Source organism: Pseudomonas sp. S5D5 (assembly GCF_003013355.1).
Lineage (GTDB): Bacteria > Pseudomonadota > Gammaproteobacteria > Pseudomonadales > Pseudomonadaceae > Aquipseudomonas > Aquipseudomonas aylmerensis.
On the sequence record NZ_PTEO01000001.1, the window covers coordinates 4409281 to 4425659 of the forward strand.

Consider the following 16379-nt stretch of genomic DNA (forward strand, 5'->3'; position numbering starts at 1 on the left):
GAGAGGTCTGGCAGGCATAATCGCCAGCGTCGAGTTTTGTATCAGAGAGTATCCGCCCTTGAAATCCGCCAAGCCTTGCACAGACAACCCCAGCGCCTGCGTAAACGGTGCCGTGCGCCGCACCTCGCGGCGCCTGGGCCAGATCTATGACGAGGCCTACGCGCCCTGCGGGTTGAAAGCCACCCAGTACGCGGTGCTCAACCATATCGCCAAGGCCGGCACGCCGAAGATGAGCGAGCTGGCGCAAACCCTGGTGATGGACCTCTCGGCACTCGGCCACACACTCAAGCCGCTGGTGCGCGATGGGCTGGTGGAGTTGCGCGTGGACGAACTCGACCGCCGCACGCGGCGCGTGCTGCTGACTGAGCAAGGCGTGCAGACCCATGCGGCCGCCAAGCGCATTTCGAACAAAATGGCCGAGCGCTTTGACCTCGCCTTCGGCCGTGAAGCCGCGGCACAGCTGCGCCAGACCCTGGACCTGATTGCCTCTGATGCGTTTGCCCAAGCCTTGCTGGCCCAGGCAGACGACTGACGCCCACCCGGCCTAGACATGCAGCGGCACACCTGCGGCGCCGGCGTGCCCAGGCACCTGTACCCGCAGCGCGATCAACCCGGCCGCCACCACCATCAGCACGCCGCCGGCGATAAACACTCCGTTGATCCCGCTGAGACTGAACATCACCCCTCCCCCTGCCGCCCCGGCGGCAATCGCCGATTGCACCGATGCCACCACCATGCCGCCGGCGCTTTCGGCCTGATCCGGCACGGCGCGGGCCACCCAGTTCGACCACGCGACCGGCACGCCACCAAACGCCATGCCCCACAGCGCCAGCAGCAGCGCCTGCCCCGGCAGTGACGCCGGCAGCAGCACCAGCGCCAGCGCGGCCACGCCCACCAGCAAGGGCATCAGCACCAGGGTGGTACGGGGATGGCGCACCAGCAGCCAACCGGCCAGTAACGTGCCGGCAAAGTTCGCCACGCCGAACCCGAGCAGCATCAGCGCCAGCCCTTCGCTGCCAACCCCGGTGGTGCTTTCCAGAAACGGCCGGATATAGGTGAAGAGCGCAAAATGTGCGGTGTGTACCAGCACGCAGCCGAACATGCCGATGGCGATCCCCGGACGCAGCAGCACCTCCAGCACGGTGCGCAGGCGCGCCGTACCAGTCGGCGCCAGGCGCGGCAACGTCAACAGTTGGAAGGCCAGCGTCACTCCCCCCACCGCCGCTGCGGCGAGAAACGCACTGCGCCACCCGTAGAGACCGCCGAGGTAGCTGCCCAGCGGCACGGCAACCACGGTGCCCAGCGCAATGCCACTGAATATGATCGACAGCGCACGCGCCAACAGCGCCGCTGGCACCAGCCGCATCGCGACGGCCGCCGCCATGCTCCAGAAACCTCCAAGGGCAATACCGAGCAGCACGCGCATCACCAGCAGCACCCACAGGCTGGACGAGCACGCCACCAGCAGATTGGACGCGATCATCAGCGTGGAAAACCCCAGCAGCACCAGACGTCGGTCGATGCCACGGGTCAGGCCCGGCACCAGCAGGCCGGCGAACAACGCCACCACCGCCGTCACCGTCACTGCCTGCCCGGCCAGGGCTTCGGATACGCCAAGGTCCAGCGCCATCGGCGTCAGCAGGCTGGCGGGCAGGTATTCGGCGGTCAACAGGCCGAACACCCCCATCGCCAGGGAAAACACTGCCATCCACGCCGGGGTGGCCGGCTCGGCCCTGCTGTCGACAGGGGCATGGGACACACATTCGTTCATCACAGACATCCTCAGGCTATTAGCGTGGCGGCCAGTCTAGGTGTGGCCCTCAGGATGATCTATGATGCAAACCCTTGAGTTTTTGATCGAAACCCCGAACATGACCGCCCAGAACGCTTTTGACGTGTCCTCCGAGCTGATCAATGAACTGCTGCGCAGCATGCGCCTGAGTGGCGTGCAGTACCGGCGCATCCAGGCCGGGCCGGTGTTCGGGGTAAGCTTTGCGGCCAAGCCCGGGCATGCGTATTTCCACTTTCTCGCCGCCGGGTGCGCCACCTTGCGCCTGGAAGACGGCAGCCTCTACGAGCTGTCTGCGGGCAATGCCTTGTTTATCGCCCACGGTGGCGCACACGCGCTGGTCTCCAGCCCGCAGGCTTGCGTGCAGGACATCACCGACTTCGACGCCGCGCCGCTGGGCGATAGCGTCTGCGCGGTGAATGCCTCGCCCGAGACGCCCTCCTGCACCCTGCTGTTCAGCGCCTGCATGGCGTTCGAACTCGACAGCCTGCAAGGCCTCGGCAGCCTGATGCCGGCCTTGATGCTGATCGACGCCGGCGGCCAGCGTTACCCTGGCCTGATGCCGATCCTGGCGGTGATGGAGCGCGAAGTCTCCAGCGCGCGTATCGGTTACGCGGGGATTCTCGCGCGCCTGGCCGATGTGGTGGCGGCGATGATCGTGCGCGGCTGGGTCGAATGTGCCTGCGGCAATGCCTCGGGGCTGGTGGCTGCGTTGCGTGACCCGCGCCTGGCTGGCGCCCTGCTCGCCCTGCACCAGCAACCGGGGCGTGACTGGAGCGTGGCCGAGTTGGCGGCGCAGTGTCATACCTCGCGCTCGGTGTTTGCCGATCGGTTCCAGGCCACCCTCGGCATCCCGCCGCTGCGCTACGTGACCGAGTTGCGCATGCGCCTGGCGGCCCAATGGTTGACCCTCGAGCGCTTACCCATCGAAGCCGTCGCGTTGCGGCTCGGCTACACCTCCCAGGCGGCGTTCAGCCGCGCCTATAAACGCATCACCGGGCAACCGCCCGGCGCCAGCCGCCAAGGCTTGCGGAGCCCGGCATGAACGAGCGGCTCGAAGACATTCTCGCCGACCACCTGGACGTGGTGTTCTGCGGCATCAACCCCGGCAAAGGCTCCGCCGCCCTCGGCCTGCACTTTGCCAACCGCAGCAACCGCTTCTGGCGCACCTTGCACCTGGCCGGTTTCACCCCGCATGAAATCCGCCCCGAAGACGGCCCCACGCTGCTGCACTACCGCTGCGGCCTGACCACCGTGGTCGAGCGCCCCACCGCCAGCGCAGGCGAGCTGGCCCGGCATGAATTCACCGATGCGGCGGCGGCCTTCGAAGAAAAAATCCGCCGATATGCGCCACGTGTCGTCGCCTTCCTCGGCAAGGCCGGCTACAGGGCCTTGTCCGCTCAGCGCGAGATTGCCTGGGGGTTGCAGCCGCAGCTGCTGGGCGGTGCGTCGGTGTGGGTGTTGCCCAACCCGAGTGGGCGCAACCTGGCGTTCAGCCTGGAGCAGTTGGTGCAGGCGTATCAGCAATTGCGCAGGGCAAGCGATTGCCCTTAATCTCTTCGGCCCATCACCCTGGTAGCAATGGAGGCTCAATGAAACTGATCGGCATGCTGGACTCGCCCTACGTTCGCCGCGTGGCCATTTCCCTGGAGTTGTACGGAATCGACTTCGTGCATGAATCCTTGTCGGTGTTCCGCACCTTCGACGAGTTTGCGCAGGTCAACCCAGTGGTCAAGGCCCCTACGCTGGTGCTGGACGACGGCACGGTGTTGATGGACTCCAACCTGATCCTCGATTACCTGGAAGCGCTGGCCCCGGCCGGGAAAAAGCTGCTGCCCGAGCAGCCCACGGCACTCGCCCGGGACTTGCATGCGCTGGGCCTGGCGCTGGCGGCCTGCGAGAAAAGCGTGCAGATCGTCTATGAACACAACCTGCGGCCAGCCGAGAAGCTGCATGCCCCCTGGCTTGAGCGCATCAGCGGCCAATTACTTGCGGCCTATTCGCTGCTCGACAAGCACTTGGCCGACAACGACAGTGAGGCACTGACCCAGGCCTCGCTGACGGCGGCAGTGGCCTGGTCTTTCAGCCAGCTCACCGTGGCGTCGGTGGTGAAGGCGGAGGCCTTTCCCCATGTGCGACGTCACGCCGAGCGGCTGGAACAGCATCCCGCCTTCAAGCAATACCCGATCGAGTAAGCCCTCCGGGGCCTGGCATCAGACCCAGCCGCCGTCGACGATGAAGTTCTGCGCCGAGCACATCGCCGACGCGTCCGAGGCCAGGAACAACGCCATGTTGGCGATATGCTCCGGCAGCACGCTGCCCGGCAGGCACTGGCTGCGACTGATCAGGTCCCTGGCCGCATCGTCCACCCACATCGCCAGCTGCTTTTCGGTCATCACCCAGCCGGGCACCAACGTGTTGACGCGAATCCGGCTCGGCCCCAGCTCGCGCGCCAGGGCGCGGGTCATGCCATGCGCGGCGGCCTTGCTGGCGGCGTACACCGGGTAGCCGGCCGAGGCCATCATCCAGCCGACCGAACCGAGGTTGATGATCGACCCGAAGCCTGCGGCTTTCATCATCGGCACCACGGCCTTGGCAGCGAAAAAGGCGTGTTTGAGGTTGACGGAAATCAGTTTGTCGAAGGTAGCCGAATCGACCTCCTCCAGGGTGTGACGCACGTCATTTGCCGCGTTGTTCACCAGCACGGTGATCGGCCCCAGCGAGTGCTCGAAACGCGCGATGGCCGCCTTGTAGGCGATCTCGTCGGTGATATCGCAATGGCCGAATTCGACGCTGTGCCCCTGTGAAACGAGCAGCGCCGCCAGGCGCTCGCCCTGGCTTTGGGCGCGGTCGACAAACCCGACCCGGGCGCCCTGTGCAGCGAAGGCGCGCACCATGGACTCGCCAATCCCCGAAGCCCCTCCGGAGATCAGTACGACCTTGTCCCTGAGGTCGGGATAAACAGCCTGCTGGATACTCATATCGCGCTTGCCTTGCCTAATTAGTCTTATTTTATTTTGCAAATACGTGGTTAAAGGCTATAAATCTGCTGTCTCAACCACGAAATATCGCACATTAGTAGAACTATTCCGACAAAACAACAAAAGGAAGTTCGACCATGAAGCACCCTCGATACCTGCTCTCGGGCCTGGCCATGTCCCTGTTGGTTGCCAGCGGTGGCGCCCAGGCCGCAGGGCTCAGCAGCGAACATAAACCCTTCGGCAAAACCAACGACGGCACCGCCGTCGAACAGTACATACTGCGCAACAGCCACGGCATGCAGGCCACGGTGATCACCTACGGCGGCGTGCTGCAGTCGCTGAAAGTGCCGGACAAACACGGCAAGGTCGAAGACGTGGTGCTCGGCTTCGACAGCGTCCAGGGCTATCAGGCCGGCACGGCGTTTTTCGGCGCGACCATCGGGCGCTTCGGCAACCGCCTGGCCGGGGGCACCTTTGAACTCGACGGCACGCGTTACCAGGTGCCGCTCAACGATGGCCCCAACTCGCTGCACGGTGGCGCCCAGGGTTTCGACAAGCACGTGTGGAAGGCCGAGCCAGTCAACGACAAGGGCTCTGTCGGGGTGAAGCTGAGCTACCTGTCCAAGGACGGTGAAATGGGCTTTCCCGGCAACCTGAAAACCGAGGTCACCTACCGCCTCAACGACAACAACGAGCTGCACATCGACTACCAGGCCACCACCGACAAACCCACGGTGCTCAACCTGACCAACCACAGCTACTTCAACCTGGCCGGCGCCGGCAACGGTGACATCCTCAAGCACGTCGCCACCTTGCATGCCAGCCACTACACCCCCGTCAACGCCACCTTGATCCCCACCGGCGAACTGGCACCGGTCAAAGGCACGCCGATGGACTTCCTGAAACCCACGCCGATCGGCCAGCACCTCAAGGACGATCACCCGCAGCTCAAGTTCGCCGAGCCAAAACAAGGCGGGTTTGACTTCAACTGGGCGCTGGATACCCGGGGCGACATCAAACAGCTGGCGGCCGACGTGCATGACCCGGCGTCGGGTCGGCGTCTGCAGCTGTACACCACCGAGCCCGGCGTGCAGTTCTATACCAGCAACTTCCTGGATGGGACGGTGAAGGGCAAAGCGGGCAAGACCTACGCGCACTGGAGCGGCTTCACCCTGGAAACCCAGCACTTTCCCGATGCGCCGAACCAGCCGGGCTTTGCCTCGACGCGCCTGGACCCGGGGCAAACCTATACCCAGCACACCGTGTTCAAATTCTCCGCCGATTAACCGCAGCGAGCGGGCCGGCTCGCGAAAGCGTGGTGTCAGTCACCCACGCCTGCGCAAGCCAGCCCGCTGCCACTGTTGATCGTCACACGGTGCCGCCCAGCCTCAGTTCCACAAGCCGATTTTTTCCAGCTCCTGCTTGAAGTTCTCGCGGGTGATCAGGGTCACCTCGTCCATCGCGGTGTACTTCGGCGGCTCGGTGCCTTTGGTCACCCACTCGTACATCATCAGCGCAGTGTTGTAGCCCTCAATGTGCGGGCTGGGCAGCATCGAACCGAAGAAACCGCTCTCGGCTTTCTTCAGTTCGCCGATGGCGTCGGTGCCATTGATGCCGATGCCGATCACGTTGGCGGCCTTGAAGCCAGCGCTTTCGGTGGCGCGCACGCCGCCGAGCACGGTGTTGTCGTTCATGCCGCCGATGATCAGGTTTTTCGCGCCGCCGGGCAGCTTGACCAGGGCCGAGTTGGTGGCGTCCATGCTGCCTGGGACGTCGAGGGTCTTGGCGGCGGTGAACAGGATGTGATCCTTGGGCATGCCGGCATCTTCAAGAGACTTGACCGAGCCGTCGGTGCGCTTCTTGCCGGTGTCGAGTTCATTGAAGGTGTTGATCACCGCATAGGTGTCCTTCCAGTCCCAGCCGCGTTTTTTCGCCTCGGCGGCCATGGCCGCGCCCTGCTTCTGGCCGACTTCGAAGGCCGCCATGCCGAGGTACGGCACGTCCTCCATGAAGTTGCCCTTGGCATCGACAAAGCGGTCATCCACGGCAATCACTTTCAGGCCATTGGCCTTGGCCTTGGCGACGATGGCCGGGCCCAGTGATACGTCCGGCGGGCAGATCACAAAGCCCTTGGCGCCGTTGGCCGCCAGGCTGTCGATGGCCGAGAGGGTCTTCTCGCCATCGGGCACGGCGATCTTGATCACGGTGAAGCCATGTTCCTTGCCGGCTTTTTCGGCGAAGGCCCATTCGGTCTGGAACCACGGCTCTTCAGCCTGCTTGACCAGAAAACCGATCTTCACCTCTTCAGCGGCCAGCAACAGCCCGCTCAAGCTCAGGGCCGAGACCGCCACAGCGGCGCAGCACAGGGAACGCAAACCACGACGACGATTCATACGGTGACTCCTTGTTGTTGTTTTTGAATGTCTGGGGTTAACCGGCAAAGCGGTGACAGGGCTTGCCTGGCACGTCGACCTCGATGGCGAGTACCGCGCCATCGAGGGGGTGATCCAAGGGGCTGGCGGCGCTGGTGATGTACAGCGTGGTCAGGTCCGGGCCACCGAACACGCAACTGGTCGGGCGGCTGACCGGCAGCTCGATGACGCGGTCCACCTGCCCGTCCGGCGTCAGGCGCAGCAGACAGCTGCCGTCCCAGCGGGCGTTCCAGAGATAGCCTTCGACGTCCATCGCCGAGCCGTCCGGCCCACCACGCGCGTGCGGGCCGAACCACACCTGGCCCAGGTCGAGTTGGCCATCGGCCTGGATCGCGTGCCGGTACAGGGTGCCGTCCATGCTGTCGCCAAAATGCACCTGGCGACCGTCGTCGCTCCACAGCAAGGTGTTGGGAATACCCAGGCCGTGCAGCAGCGGCGTGACCTGCCCATCGGCGTCGATGCGAAACAGGCCACCGGAGCGACGGGTGATCGGCAGGTCTTCACCCTGCTCGCCGATATTGTTCTGCATGGTGCCCAGCCAGAGCCGGCCCTGGGCATCACAGCGCGCTTCATTGCCACGGTTGCCCGCTTGCGGGTCGGCCACGCACAGCAGGGTCAGGGCCTCGGTGGCCAGGTCGAGGCGATAGACCCCACTGCTCAAGGTCACCAGCGCATCGCCGCGTTCACACGGGATAAAGGCCGAGACATGCTCGGGCAACTGCCACACCTGCAACTGCCCGCCCATCAGGCGCAGGGCCTGTTTGCCGGCGATGTTGACCCAATACAGCGCCTGGGTCGGTGCATCCCAGAACGGTGCTTCGCCCAATTGCGCACGGTGCGCGGTCACTGCGCTCAACGACATGAAACCTCCTGATCAGGGTTTTACAGCGACTCGCGTGATGGCGTGCCATCCACCAAGCGCTGGATACGCAACGGGTTGGCGTTTTTCAACGCGTCGGGCAGCAGGCTATCAGGGTAATTCTGGAAGCACACCGGGCGCAGGAAACGCTCGATGGCCAAGGTGCCGACCGAGGTGCCCCGCGCGTCCGAAGTCGCCGGGTACGGGCCGCCGTGCACCATCGAATCGCAGACTTCGACGCCGGTCGGGTAGCCGTTGAGCAGGATGCGGCCGACCTTCTGTTCCAGCAACGGCGTGAGTTCGGCGAACTGTTGCAGGTCGTGCGGCTCGCCAATAATCGTCGCGGTGAGCTGGCCGTGCAGGCCTTGCAGGGCGGCGCTGAGTTGGGCCTGGTCCGCGACTTCGACAAACACCGTGGTGGGGCCGAAGACCTCTTCCTGCAGCACTTCGTCACCGTCAATCAGCAGGCGCACATCAGCCTTGAACAACTGCGGCTGGGCCTGATTGCCCGCCTGGGCACTGCCGGCCAGGTGCTGAATGCCGGGGTGCGCCAGGAGCTTGGCCAGGCCGTTGCCGTAGCTGCTCAAGGTGCCGGCGTTGAGCATGGTTTGCGCCGGCTGAGCGTCGATCAACTGCGCGACCTGCTGGGTGAACGCGGTGAACGCGGGCGAAGCAATGCCAATCACCAGGCCCGGGTTGGTGCAGAACTGGCCGCAGCCTTGGACCACCGAGGCGGTCAGGTCGCGGGCGATGCTGTCCGCCCTGGCGTGCAACGCCTGCGGGAGCACGATTACCGGGTTGATGCTCGACATCTCGGCAAACACCGGGATCGGCTGCGGGCGCGCGGCCGCCATATCACACAAGGCGCGCCCGCCCTTGAGCGAGCCGGTAAAGCCCACCGCCTGGATTGCCGGGTGCTTGACCAGCGCTTCACCGACGCCGCCGCCGAAGATCATATTGAACACCCCCGCCGGCATCCCGGTGGCCTCGGCCGCGCGGAGGATGGCATCGGCGACGCGCTCGGCCGTCGCCATATGCCCGCTGTGGGCCTTGAACACCACCGGACATCCCGCCGCCAAAGCCGCGGCGGTGTCACCGCCTGCGGTGGAAAACGCCAGGGGGAAATTGCTCGCGCCGAACACTGCCACCGGACCCAGGCCGATGCGGTACTGGCGCAAATCCGGGCGCGGCAAAGGTTGGCGCTGCGGCAAGGCCTTGTCGATACGCGCGCCGTAGAAATCGCCGCGACGCAGCACCGTGGCGAACAGGCGCATCTGCCCGCTGGTCCGCCCGCGTTCGCCGTTGATCCGCGCAGCGGGCAATGCCGTTTCACGGCACACCAGCGCCACAAAGTCATCGCCCAACGCGTCCAACTCGTCGGCCACCGCCTCCAGGAACTGCGCGCGGCGCGCGGCACTCAACCCACGGTACGCCGGGTAAGCGGCCGCAGCGGCCTTGGCGGCGGCGTCGACTTCCTGCGGCGTGGCCTGGTAGAAATCCTGCGGCAAGGCTTCGCCGGTGGTTGCATCCAGGCTTTGCAGCGTGATGCTGCCGAGGGCGCTGCGCTGGCCGCCGATGTAGTTGTGGCCGAGGAACAGGGTCATGAAACTCTCCTTAAAGACTGATGACGTGGCCGGGTTCGAATGCCGCGTCGGCGCTGCCGACACTGTTGACCAGCGGCGCGCCGAACTCGGCCTGGCTGATCTCGAACACATCGCCCGGTTGGGTACGTATACCGTCGGCGAATGACAGCGTGGCGGTGCCGAAGAAATGAATGTGCACATCGCCCGGCGTGAGGAATTGACGGTATTTGAAGTGGTGATATTCAAGATTGTCGAGGCTGTGGCACATATTCGCTTCGCCACTGAGGAATTCGTTCTGCCAGATCACCTCGCCGTCGCGCAGCAGGCGACTGGTGCCCGCCAGGTGCTGGGGCAACTCGCCCACGCGCAGCTCGGGACCGAAGCTGCAACTGCGCAGCTTGGAATGGGCGAGGTACAGGTAGTTCTTGCGCTCCATCACGTGGTCGGAGAACTCGTTGCCCACCGCAAACCCCAGGCGATAAGGCTTGCGGTCCGGGCCGATCACGTAGAGGCCGCCGATTTCCGGCTCTTCGCCGGCGTCGTCGGCAAACGGCGGCACCGGGAACGCCTGGCCGGGGCGCACGACAATGCTGCCGTCGCCCTTGTAGAACCACTCGGGCTGCACGCCCACCTCGCCGACCGCTGGCTTGCCGCCCTCCACGCCCCATTTGAAGATGCGCATGGTGTCGGTCAAGGTGCTCTCGTCGCCGGCCTGGTGCATCTTGTCGCGTGCGGCGGCACTGCCCAGGTGAGTCAGGCCGGTGCCGCTGATCAGCATGTGCGCGGGATCGGGATGATCCAGCGGCGGCAAAATCTTCAGGTCGGCCAGCAGTGTGGCGTAGTCGTAACGCTCACCCAGGCCCAGGCTATCCACCTGTTGCGCCAGGCCCACGCCAGCGTCGATGGCGGCCAGCGCCAGCTCACGCACGCTGCGCGCGGTATTCACTTCGCGCACGTTGGCGCCTTCCACCACGCCGACCCGGCGCTCACCGTTGTGCAACTCGAACTGGACTAAACGCATGAAGCTTCTCCTCGATTAAGTACGTGTGGCGCCACGCGCACTGGCGGCGAACTGGTCGGCGGGCAGCGCATGCTTGCGCTCCAGCACGCGGTAGACCACGCCGGTCAAGACCAGCCCGAACACCATCACCGCGGACAAAAAGTACAGGCCCGACGCCAGGTTGCCGGTGTACTCCTTGAGCGCGCCGATCACGAATGGGCCGATGTAGCCGCCGAGGTTGCCCACGGAGTTGATCAAGGCGATCCCCGCCGCTGCACTCGCGCCGGCGAAGAAGCGCCCCGGCAAGGTCCAGAACACCGCCGTGCAGGAAAACAGCGCGAATGCCGCCAGGCTCAGTGCCGCCATTTGCAGCACCGGCGCACTCAGCCAGGCGCTGCAGAACAAACCGATGGCACCGAGCACGTAGAGCACCGCCAAGTGGCCGTAGCGGTCGTTCAGGCGGTCGGAACTGCGCGGGATGATCAGCAGGCCGATGATCCCGAAAATGTACGGCACCGCCGAGATGAAACCGGTGACCAGGTCGCTGCCGCCGAACTGCTTGATCAGGGTCGGCAGCCACAAGCCCAGGCCATAGATGCTCAGGGTCACGGGCAGGTAGAACAGCGCCAGCAGCAACACGCGTTTGTCCTTGAGCGCGTGCAGCGGGTTGCCATGGCGGGTCTGGCCGTAGGCCTGCAGGTCCTTGGCCAGTTCACCGGTGAGCCAGGTTTTTTCGTCCTCGCTCATCCACTTGACCTGCTGGGGGCCGTCCGGCAAGTAGCGCAACACCGGCCAGGTGAGCAGGATTGCCGGGGTGCCGATCACTATGAACAGCCACTGCCAGCCGTGCAGGCCGAGGATGCCGTCCATGCCCAGCAGGCCGCCGGACACCGGGCCGGTGATCATCATCGCAATCGGCTGGGACAGGATGAACAGCCCGAGGATCTTGCCGCGATGGCGCACCGGGAACCACTGGGTGATGTAGTACAGCACGCCCGGAAAGAACCCCGCCTCCGCCGCGCCGAGCAGGAAACGCATCACATAGAAACTGTGCGGGCCTTGCACGAACGCCATGCCGATGGTGATTGTGCCCCAGGTGATCATGATCCGCGCGAACCAGCGCCGCGCACCGAAGCGGTCGAGCATCAGGTTGCTGGGAATCTCGAACAGGAAGTAGCCAATGAAGAACAACCCCGCGCCCAGGCCATAGGCGGCGTCACCGATGCCGACGTCGGCGCCCATGTGCAACTTGGCGAAGCCCACGGCGGAACGGTCCACGTAGGCGATCAGGTACAGCAGGATCAGGAAGGGAATCAGTTTCAGCGTGATGCGCCGAATAAGCCGCAGCTCCTGGCTCATGGGGGTCGATCTCCGATTGTTGTTTTTATAGAAGCTCGGGGGACGCCTCTCGCGAAAATCCGCCAGGGCCATACCTCAGTTGGACCGACTATATAGTATGACTATTTGCAAAACAACACTTCCAAAGCTGGGTCTTTGCGCTTATGTTTAAGCCAGCCTAGAACATATAGTCATACAATAAGAGAATCGATCATGCCTGACAAAAAGCCCGGCCTACGCTCTGCCCAGTGGTTTGGTACCGCCGACAAAAACGGCTTCATGTACCGCAGCTGGATGAAGAACCAAGGCATCGCCGACCATCAGTTCCATGGCAAGCCGATCATCGGTATCTGCAACACCTGGTCGGAGCTGACGCCGTGCAACGCGCACTTTCGCCAGATCGCCGAGCACGTCAAACGCGGCGTGATCGAGGCCGGTGGCTTCCCGGTGGAATTCCCGGTGTTCTCCAACGGCGAATCGAACCTGCGCCCCACGGCCATGCTCACCCGCAACCTGGCGAGCATGGACGTGGAGGAAGCGATTCGCGGCAACCCCATCGACGGCGTGGTGCTGCTGACCGGCTGCGACAAGACCACCCCCGCCCTGCTGATGGGCGCCGCCAGTTGCGACGTGCCGGCCATCGTGGTCACCGGCGGGCCGATGCTCAACGGCAAGCACAAGGGCCAGGACATCGGCTCGGGCACGGTGGTGTGGCAGCTCAGCGAACAGGTCAAGGCCGGCACCATTACCCTGGATGATTTCCTCGCGGCCGAAGGCGGCATGTCGCGGTCGGCGGGCACCTGCAACACCATGGGCACCGCGTCGACCATGGCCTGCATGGCCGAGGCGCTGGGCACTTCGCTGCCGCACAACGCGGCGATTCCGGCGGTGGATGCGCGCCGCTATGTGCTGGCGCATATGTCCGGCATGCGCGCGGTGGAGATGGTGCGCGAAGACTTGAAGCTGTCGAAGATCCTCACCAAGGCAGCGTTTGAAAACGCCATTCGCGTCAACGCGGCCATCGGCGGCTCGACCAACGCGGTGATCCACCTCAAGGCCATCGCCGGGCGCATCGGCGTCGAGCTTGACCTGGATGACTGGACCCGCATGGGCCGGGGCGTGCCGACCATCGTCGACCTGCAGCCTTCCGGGCGGTTCCTGATGGAGGAGTTCTACTACGCCGGCGGCCTGCCCGCGGTGCTGCGCCGCCTGGGCGAAGCCAACCTGATCCCGCACCCGAACGCGCTGACCGTCAACGGCAAGTCCCTCGGTGAGAACACCAAGGACTCGCCGATCTACGGCCAGGACGAAGTGATCCGCACCCTCGACAACCCGATCCGCGCGGACGGCGGCATCTGCGTGTTGCGCGGCAACCTGGCGCCCCTCGGTGCGGTGCTCAAGCCGTCGGCGGCGAGCCCCGAGCTGATGCAGCACCGGGGTCGCGCGGTGGTGTTCGAGAACTTCGACATGTACAAGGCGCGCATCAACGATCCAGAGCTGGAGGTGGATGCCAACTCGATCCTGGTCATGAAAAACTGCGGGCCCAAGGGTTATCCGGGCATGGCCGAGGTCGGCAACATGGGCCTGCCGGCCAAGCTGCTGGCCCAGGGCGTGACCGACATGGTGCGGATTTCCGATGCGCGCATGAGCGGCACCGCCTACGGCACGGTGGTGTTGCACGTTGCGCCGGAAGCCGCTGCCGGCGGGCCACTGGCCACGGTGCAGGAAGGCGACTGGATCGAACTCGATTGCGCCAACGGCCGCCTGCACCTGGACATCCCCGATGCCGAGCTGGCGGCGCGCATGGCGGACCTGGCGCCACCGCAGAAGCTGATCGTCGGCGGCTATCGCCAGCTGTACATCGACCATGTGCTGCAGGCTGACCAGGGTTGCGACTTTGACTTCCTGGTGGGCTGCCGAGGTGCGGAAGTCCCCCGGCATTCCCACTAATTGGGATGCTATGATGCCGCCTATTTAGCCAGAGCATCTTCCCAGTTATGGATCACCAGCCGTCCAAGCCGCGCAAGAGCATGCATGCCCAGATCGTCCAGGACTTGGGCATGCACATCGTTTCCGGTCGCTTCAAGCCCGAAGAACGGCTGCCCATGGAAGCCACGCTTTGCGAGGAATACAAGGTCAGCCGGTCGGTCTTGCGTGAGGCGACCCGCGTGCTCAGCGCCAAGGGCCTGGTGTACTCCAAACCACGGGTCGGCGCAGTGGTGCGGCCGCGGTTGAAATGGCACCTCCTCGACCCGGACGTGCTGTCCTGGCTGATGCAGACCACGCCACACAGTGAGTTCTTCAACACCCTGGCGGGCGTGCGGCGCATTCTCGAACCGGAAATCGCCGCCATGGCCGCGACCACCGCCACCGCTGAAGACATCGCCACCATCGAAAAAGCCTACCGGGGCATGGAAACCGCGCAGACCCACGAACAGCTGCTGCAGGCTGACCTGGACTTCCACCGCGCCATCGCCGACGCCACCCGCAACGATCTGCTCGCCTATATGTGCAATATGCTCTCTTTGCCGCTGCGCGAGTCGATCAACATCACCAACCGCCGCCCGGATATCCAGGGCCTCAGCCTGCCTCGGCACAAGGCGATTCTCACCGCAATCCAGAACCGCGACGCACTTGGCGCGCGGCATGCCTCGCTGGTGCAGCTGGATGACACGCGGGTGGCGTTGGACACGGTCATGAATGTGCTGACCCCGCTTTAACCCCCCCTCTCCGGATACCGCGCGCGCCCCAACGAGGGCGCGAGCGATCTGCACCCTTTTTACCTGGCCAAAAGCCCCCCGCTCGACCGCGCCGTCAACGCCGCGCAGGCCAGAGTTTCAAGAATCCCGGCGCCCAGTATCAGCTATCGTGATACTCATCAAGCGTCTGCTGATTTCGTGAAGTGACCGCCCTAGACTCCTGCTCAACCGATGCCCAGGCACCGGATCCCACACCTATAAAAATGCAAGGGGAGAGACGAATGAGTGGTCAAGTAGCGTTCGAAGACCTTCCGCTGAGCCGCTTCCATATCCGAACGGTGTTCAGCGGCACAGGCGGTCAGTTCAGTGACGGGTTCGTGCTGGGTATCATCGGCATCGCCGTGAGCATGGCGGCGGGGCCGCTGCAGTTGACGGCGCTCTGGATGGGCTTGCTCGGCGCCGCCTCGCTGGCGGGGCTGTTCCTGGGCAGCCTGTGCGCCGGGCCGATTGCTGACAGGTTCGGCCGACGCACGATTTTCGCCTGGGACATGCTGCTGTTCGCGGTGATTTCCGCTTCGCAGTTCTTCGTCACGTCCCCCGAGCAATTGCTCGCGCTGCGCCTGTTGCTCGGCCTGGTGCTGGGGTTCGACTATGTCGTGAGCAAGTCCCTGGTGACCGAGTTCGCCCCCCGCCGCTACCGTGGGCGCTTGCTCAGCGTCCTGGCGGCGGCCTGGGCGGCGGGTTATGTGGCGGCCTACCTGGTCGGGTTTGCGATCCGCGATATCGGCCCGGATGCCTGGCGCCTGATGCTCGCCCTCAGTGGCGTCCCCGCCTTGCTGATCCTCCCGCTGCGCCTGGGCGTGCCGGAATCGCCCATCTGGCTGATGGCGCGTGGGCGCAGCGAGGAAGCCCTGGCGATTGTGCGCAGCAAGTTCGGGCCGCACGTCTACCTGCCCGCCCCGGCTGCCCAGGCCAACACGCGCGGACAACAAAGCCGCTGGGGCGAGTTGTTCAGCCGACGCTGGCGCAAGAACACCCTGGTCGGTTGCGTGTTCTACACCTGCCAGGTGATTCCGTTCTTCGCCCTGGGCACCTTCGCCCCCAAGGTGCTGGAAGCACTGAATGTGCAGGACAAATTTGCCGGCGGCCTGGTCTACAACGTGCTGTTGCTGGTCGGCGCCCTGCTCGGCCTGCTGGTGATCGACCGCCTGTCGCGCCGGGTCTTCCTGGTCGGCACCTTCTACCTCAGCGCAGCCGGCCTGGCGGTGCTTGCCTACGCCGGCTTCGGCCCACTGGGCACCATCCTCGCCTTCGGCTTTTTTGCCTGCGTGATGGCGGCCGCGGTGAACCTGGAATTTGTCTACCCGCCGGAATTGTTCCCCACCCACCTGCGCGCCTCGGGGATCGGCCTGGCCGTGGCCGCCAGCCGCTTCGGCTCGGCGGTGGCGACCTTCCTGCTGCCCGTCGCGGTGCAGCAAGTCGGGGTGCACGCGGCGCTGGGCGTGTGCGTCGGCGTGCTGGTCGTCGGCGGCGTGTTCTGCCACCTGTTTGCACCGGAAACCAGCAAGGAAGACTTGTCGGGCGTCACGCCCGATACCGACCCAGGGTTATCGCCGGCGCTGTCCACACCCGTGGGGCGTACGCCGAAGTAACCGTTGAAGCGCGTCAGCGAGCGAGGATGAAGATGTCAGCGAACAG

Annotated in this window: 15 protein-coding genes; 8 read left to right on the top strand and 7 right to left on the bottom strand. The window is 64.8% G+C overall.

The genetic code is table 11. The features are described from left to right. Positions 1 to 58: 58 nt before the first annotated feature. Entirely contained in the window at positions 59 to 532 is a 474-nt protein-coding gene (locus C9990_RS19850) for a MarR family winged helix-turn-helix transcriptional regulator (RefSeq protein ID WP_256595119.1), read from the top strand. A gap of 12 nt (positions 533 to 544) precedes the next feature. On the opposite strand, the gene C9990_RS19855 is transcribed toward C9990_RS19850, so the two are convergent. Beyond that, positions 545 to 1771, bottom strand: coding sequence for an MFS transporter (locus tag C9990_RS19855; RefSeq protein ID WP_106804402.1), 1227 nt, complete (start codon positions 1769 to 1771; stop codon positions 545 to 547). Positions 1772 to 1835: 64 nt separating this feature from the next. On the opposite strand from C9990_RS19855, the gene C9990_RS19860 reads away from it, so the two are divergent. From C9990_RS19860 to C9990_RS19870, 3 genes are read left to right on the top strand one after another with little or no spacing between them, the layout of a single operon-like run. Continuing rightward, complete coding sequence (locus tag C9990_RS19860; protein WP_106805690.1) at positions 1836 to 2834, top strand: AraC family transcriptional regulator; 999 nt, start codon at positions 1836 to 1838, stop codon at positions 2832 to 2834. Next, positions 2831 to 3343: a G/U mismatch-specific DNA glycosylase gene (gene mug / locus C9990_RS19865; protein WP_106804403.1), complete on the top strand. Its 513-nt coding sequence runs from the start codon at positions 2831 to 2833 to the stop codon at positions 3341 to 3343. The genes C9990_RS19860 and mug overlap by 4 nt, the downstream gene beginning before the upstream one ends. 38 nt (positions 3344 to 3381) lie before the next feature. Further along, a complete protein-coding gene (locus C9990_RS19870) occupies positions 3382 to 3984 on the top strand; it encodes a glutathione S-transferase family protein (protein ID WP_065905816.1) in 603 nt (200 codons plus the stop codon). Positions 3985 to 4002: 18 nt separating this feature from the next. Here C9990_RS19870 and C9990_RS19875 read toward each other — a convergent pair whose 3' ends face one another. Beyond that, entirely contained in the window at positions 4003 to 4770 is a 768-nt protein-coding gene (locus C9990_RS19875; RefSeq protein WP_106804404.1) for an SDR family NAD(P)-dependent oxidoreductase, read from the bottom strand. 137 nt (positions 4771 to 4907) lie between these two features. Between C9990_RS19875 and C9990_RS19880 the strand changes: the two genes are divergently transcribed. Next, the gene (locus C9990_RS19880) at positions 4908 to 6056 is read left to right on the top strand and encodes an aldose epimerase family protein (protein WP_106804405.1); all 1149 of its coding nucleotides are present in this window, start codon (positions 4908 to 4910) and stop codon (positions 6054 to 6056) included. 102 nt (positions 6057 to 6158) lie between these two features. Here C9990_RS19880 and C9990_RS19885 read toward each other — a convergent pair whose 3' ends face one another. From C9990_RS19885 to C9990_RS19905, 5 genes are read right to left on the bottom strand one after another with little or no spacing between them, the layout of a single operon-like run. Further along, complete coding sequence (locus C9990_RS19885; RefSeq protein WP_065905809.1) at positions 6159 to 7163, bottom strand: substrate-binding domain-containing protein; 1005 nt, start codon at positions 7161 to 7163, stop codon at positions 6159 to 6161. A 37-nt stretch (positions 7164 to 7200) separates the two neighbouring features. Beyond that, positions 7201 to 8064, bottom strand: coding sequence for an SMP-30/gluconolactonase/LRE family protein (locus C9990_RS19890; RefSeq protein ID WP_106804406.1), 864 nt, complete (start codon positions 8062 to 8064; stop codon positions 7201 to 7203). A gap of 20 nt (positions 8065 to 8084) precedes the next feature. Then, positions 8085 to 9665 (bottom strand): aldehyde dehydrogenase (NADP(+)), encoded by a 1581-nt coding sequence (locus C9990_RS19895; protein WP_106804407.1) that lies wholly within the window; start codon positions 9663 to 9665, stop codon positions 8085 to 8087. Between the two features lie 10 nt (positions 9666 to 9675). After that, positions 9676 to 10665, bottom strand: coding sequence for an AraD1 family protein (araD1, locus tag C9990_RS19900; RefSeq protein ID WP_106804408.1), 990 nt, complete (start codon positions 10663 to 10665; stop codon positions 9676 to 9678). Positions 10666 to 10680: 15 nt separating this feature from the next. Further along, on the bottom strand, positions 10681 to 12003 hold the full coding sequence (locus C9990_RS19905) for an MFS transporter (RefSeq protein WP_106804409.1): 1323 nt from the start codon (positions 12001 to 12003) through the stop codon (positions 10681 to 10683). A 192-nt stretch (positions 12004 to 12195) separates the two neighbouring features. Between C9990_RS19905 and C9990_RS19910 the strand changes: the two genes are divergently transcribed. The 3 genes from C9990_RS19910 (at position 12196) to C9990_RS19920 (ending at position 16333) form a co-directional block, all read left to right on the top strand. Then, positions 12196 to 13932, top strand: coding sequence for an IlvD/Edd family dehydratase (locus C9990_RS19910; protein ID WP_106804410.1), 1737 nt, complete (start codon positions 12196 to 12198; stop codon positions 13930 to 13932). Positions 13933 to 13979: 47 nt separating this feature from the next. Beyond that, a complete protein-coding gene (locus C9990_RS19915) occupies positions 13980 to 14702 on the top strand; it encodes a FadR/GntR family transcriptional regulator (RefSeq protein ID WP_065905797.1) in 723 nt (240 codons plus the stop codon). A 260-nt stretch (positions 14703 to 14962) separates the two neighbouring features. Further along, complete coding sequence (locus C9990_RS19920; protein ID WP_106804411.1) at positions 14963 to 16333, top strand: MFS transporter; 1371 nt, start codon at positions 14963 to 14965, stop codon at positions 16331 to 16333. Positions 16334 to 16379: the final 46 nt, after the last annotated feature.

Bases quoted from the DNA above. Each gene is read 5' to 3' on its own strand.
- C9990_RS19915 (WP_065905797.1), top strand. From the start codon at position 13,980: ATGGATCACCAGCCGTCCAAGCCGCGCAAGAGCATGCATGCCCAGATC.
- araD1 (WP_106804408.1), bottom strand. From the start codon at position 10,665: ATGCGTTTAGTCCAGTTCGAGTTGCACAACGGTGAGCGCCGGGTCGGC.
- C9990_RS19885 (WP_065905809.1), bottom strand. From the start codon at position 7,163: ATGAATCGTCGTCGTGGTTTGCGTTCCCTGTGCTGCGCCGCTGTGGCG.
- C9990_RS19860 (WP_106805690.1), top strand. From the start codon at position 1,836: ATGCAAACCCTTGAGTTTTTGATCGAAACCCCGAACATGACCGCCCAG.
- C9990_RS19880 (WP_106804405.1), top strand. From the start codon at position 4,908: ATGAAGCACCCTCGATACCTGCTCTCGGGCCTGGCCATGTCCCTGTTG.
- C9990_RS19875 (WP_106804404.1), bottom strand. From the start codon at position 4,770: ATGAGTATCCAGCAGGCTGTTTATCCCGACCTCAGGGACAAGGTCGTA.
- C9990_RS19855 (WP_106804402.1), bottom strand. From the start codon at position 1,771: ATGAACGAATGTGTGTCCCATGCCCCTGTCGACAGCAGGGCCGAGCCG.
- C9990_RS19905 (WP_106804409.1), bottom strand. From the start codon at position 12,003: ATGAGCCAGGAGCTGCGGCTTATTCGGCGCATCACGCTGAAACTGATT.
- C9990_RS19920 (WP_106804411.1), top strand. From the start codon at position 14,963: ATGAGTGGTCAAGTAGCGTTCGAAGACCTTCCGCTGAGCCGCTTCCAT.
- C9990_RS19890 (WP_106804406.1), bottom strand. From the start codon at position 8,064: ATGTCGTTGAGCGCAGTGACCGCGCACCGTGCGCAATTGGGCGAAGCA.
- mug (WP_106804403.1), top strand. From the start codon at position 2,831: ATGAACGAGCGGCTCGAAGACATTCTCGCCGACCACCTGGACGTGGTG.
- C9990_RS19910 (WP_106804410.1), top strand. From the start codon at position 12,196: ATGCCTGACAAAAAGCCCGGCCTACGCTCTGCCCAGTGGTTTGGTACC.
- C9990_RS19895 (WP_106804407.1), bottom strand. From the start codon at position 9,665: ATGACCCTGTTCCTCGGCCACAACTACATCGGCGGCCAGCGCAGCGCC.
- C9990_RS19870 (WP_065905816.1), top strand. From the start codon at position 3,382: ATGAAACTGATCGGCATGCTGGACTCGCCCTACGTTCGCCGCGTGGCC.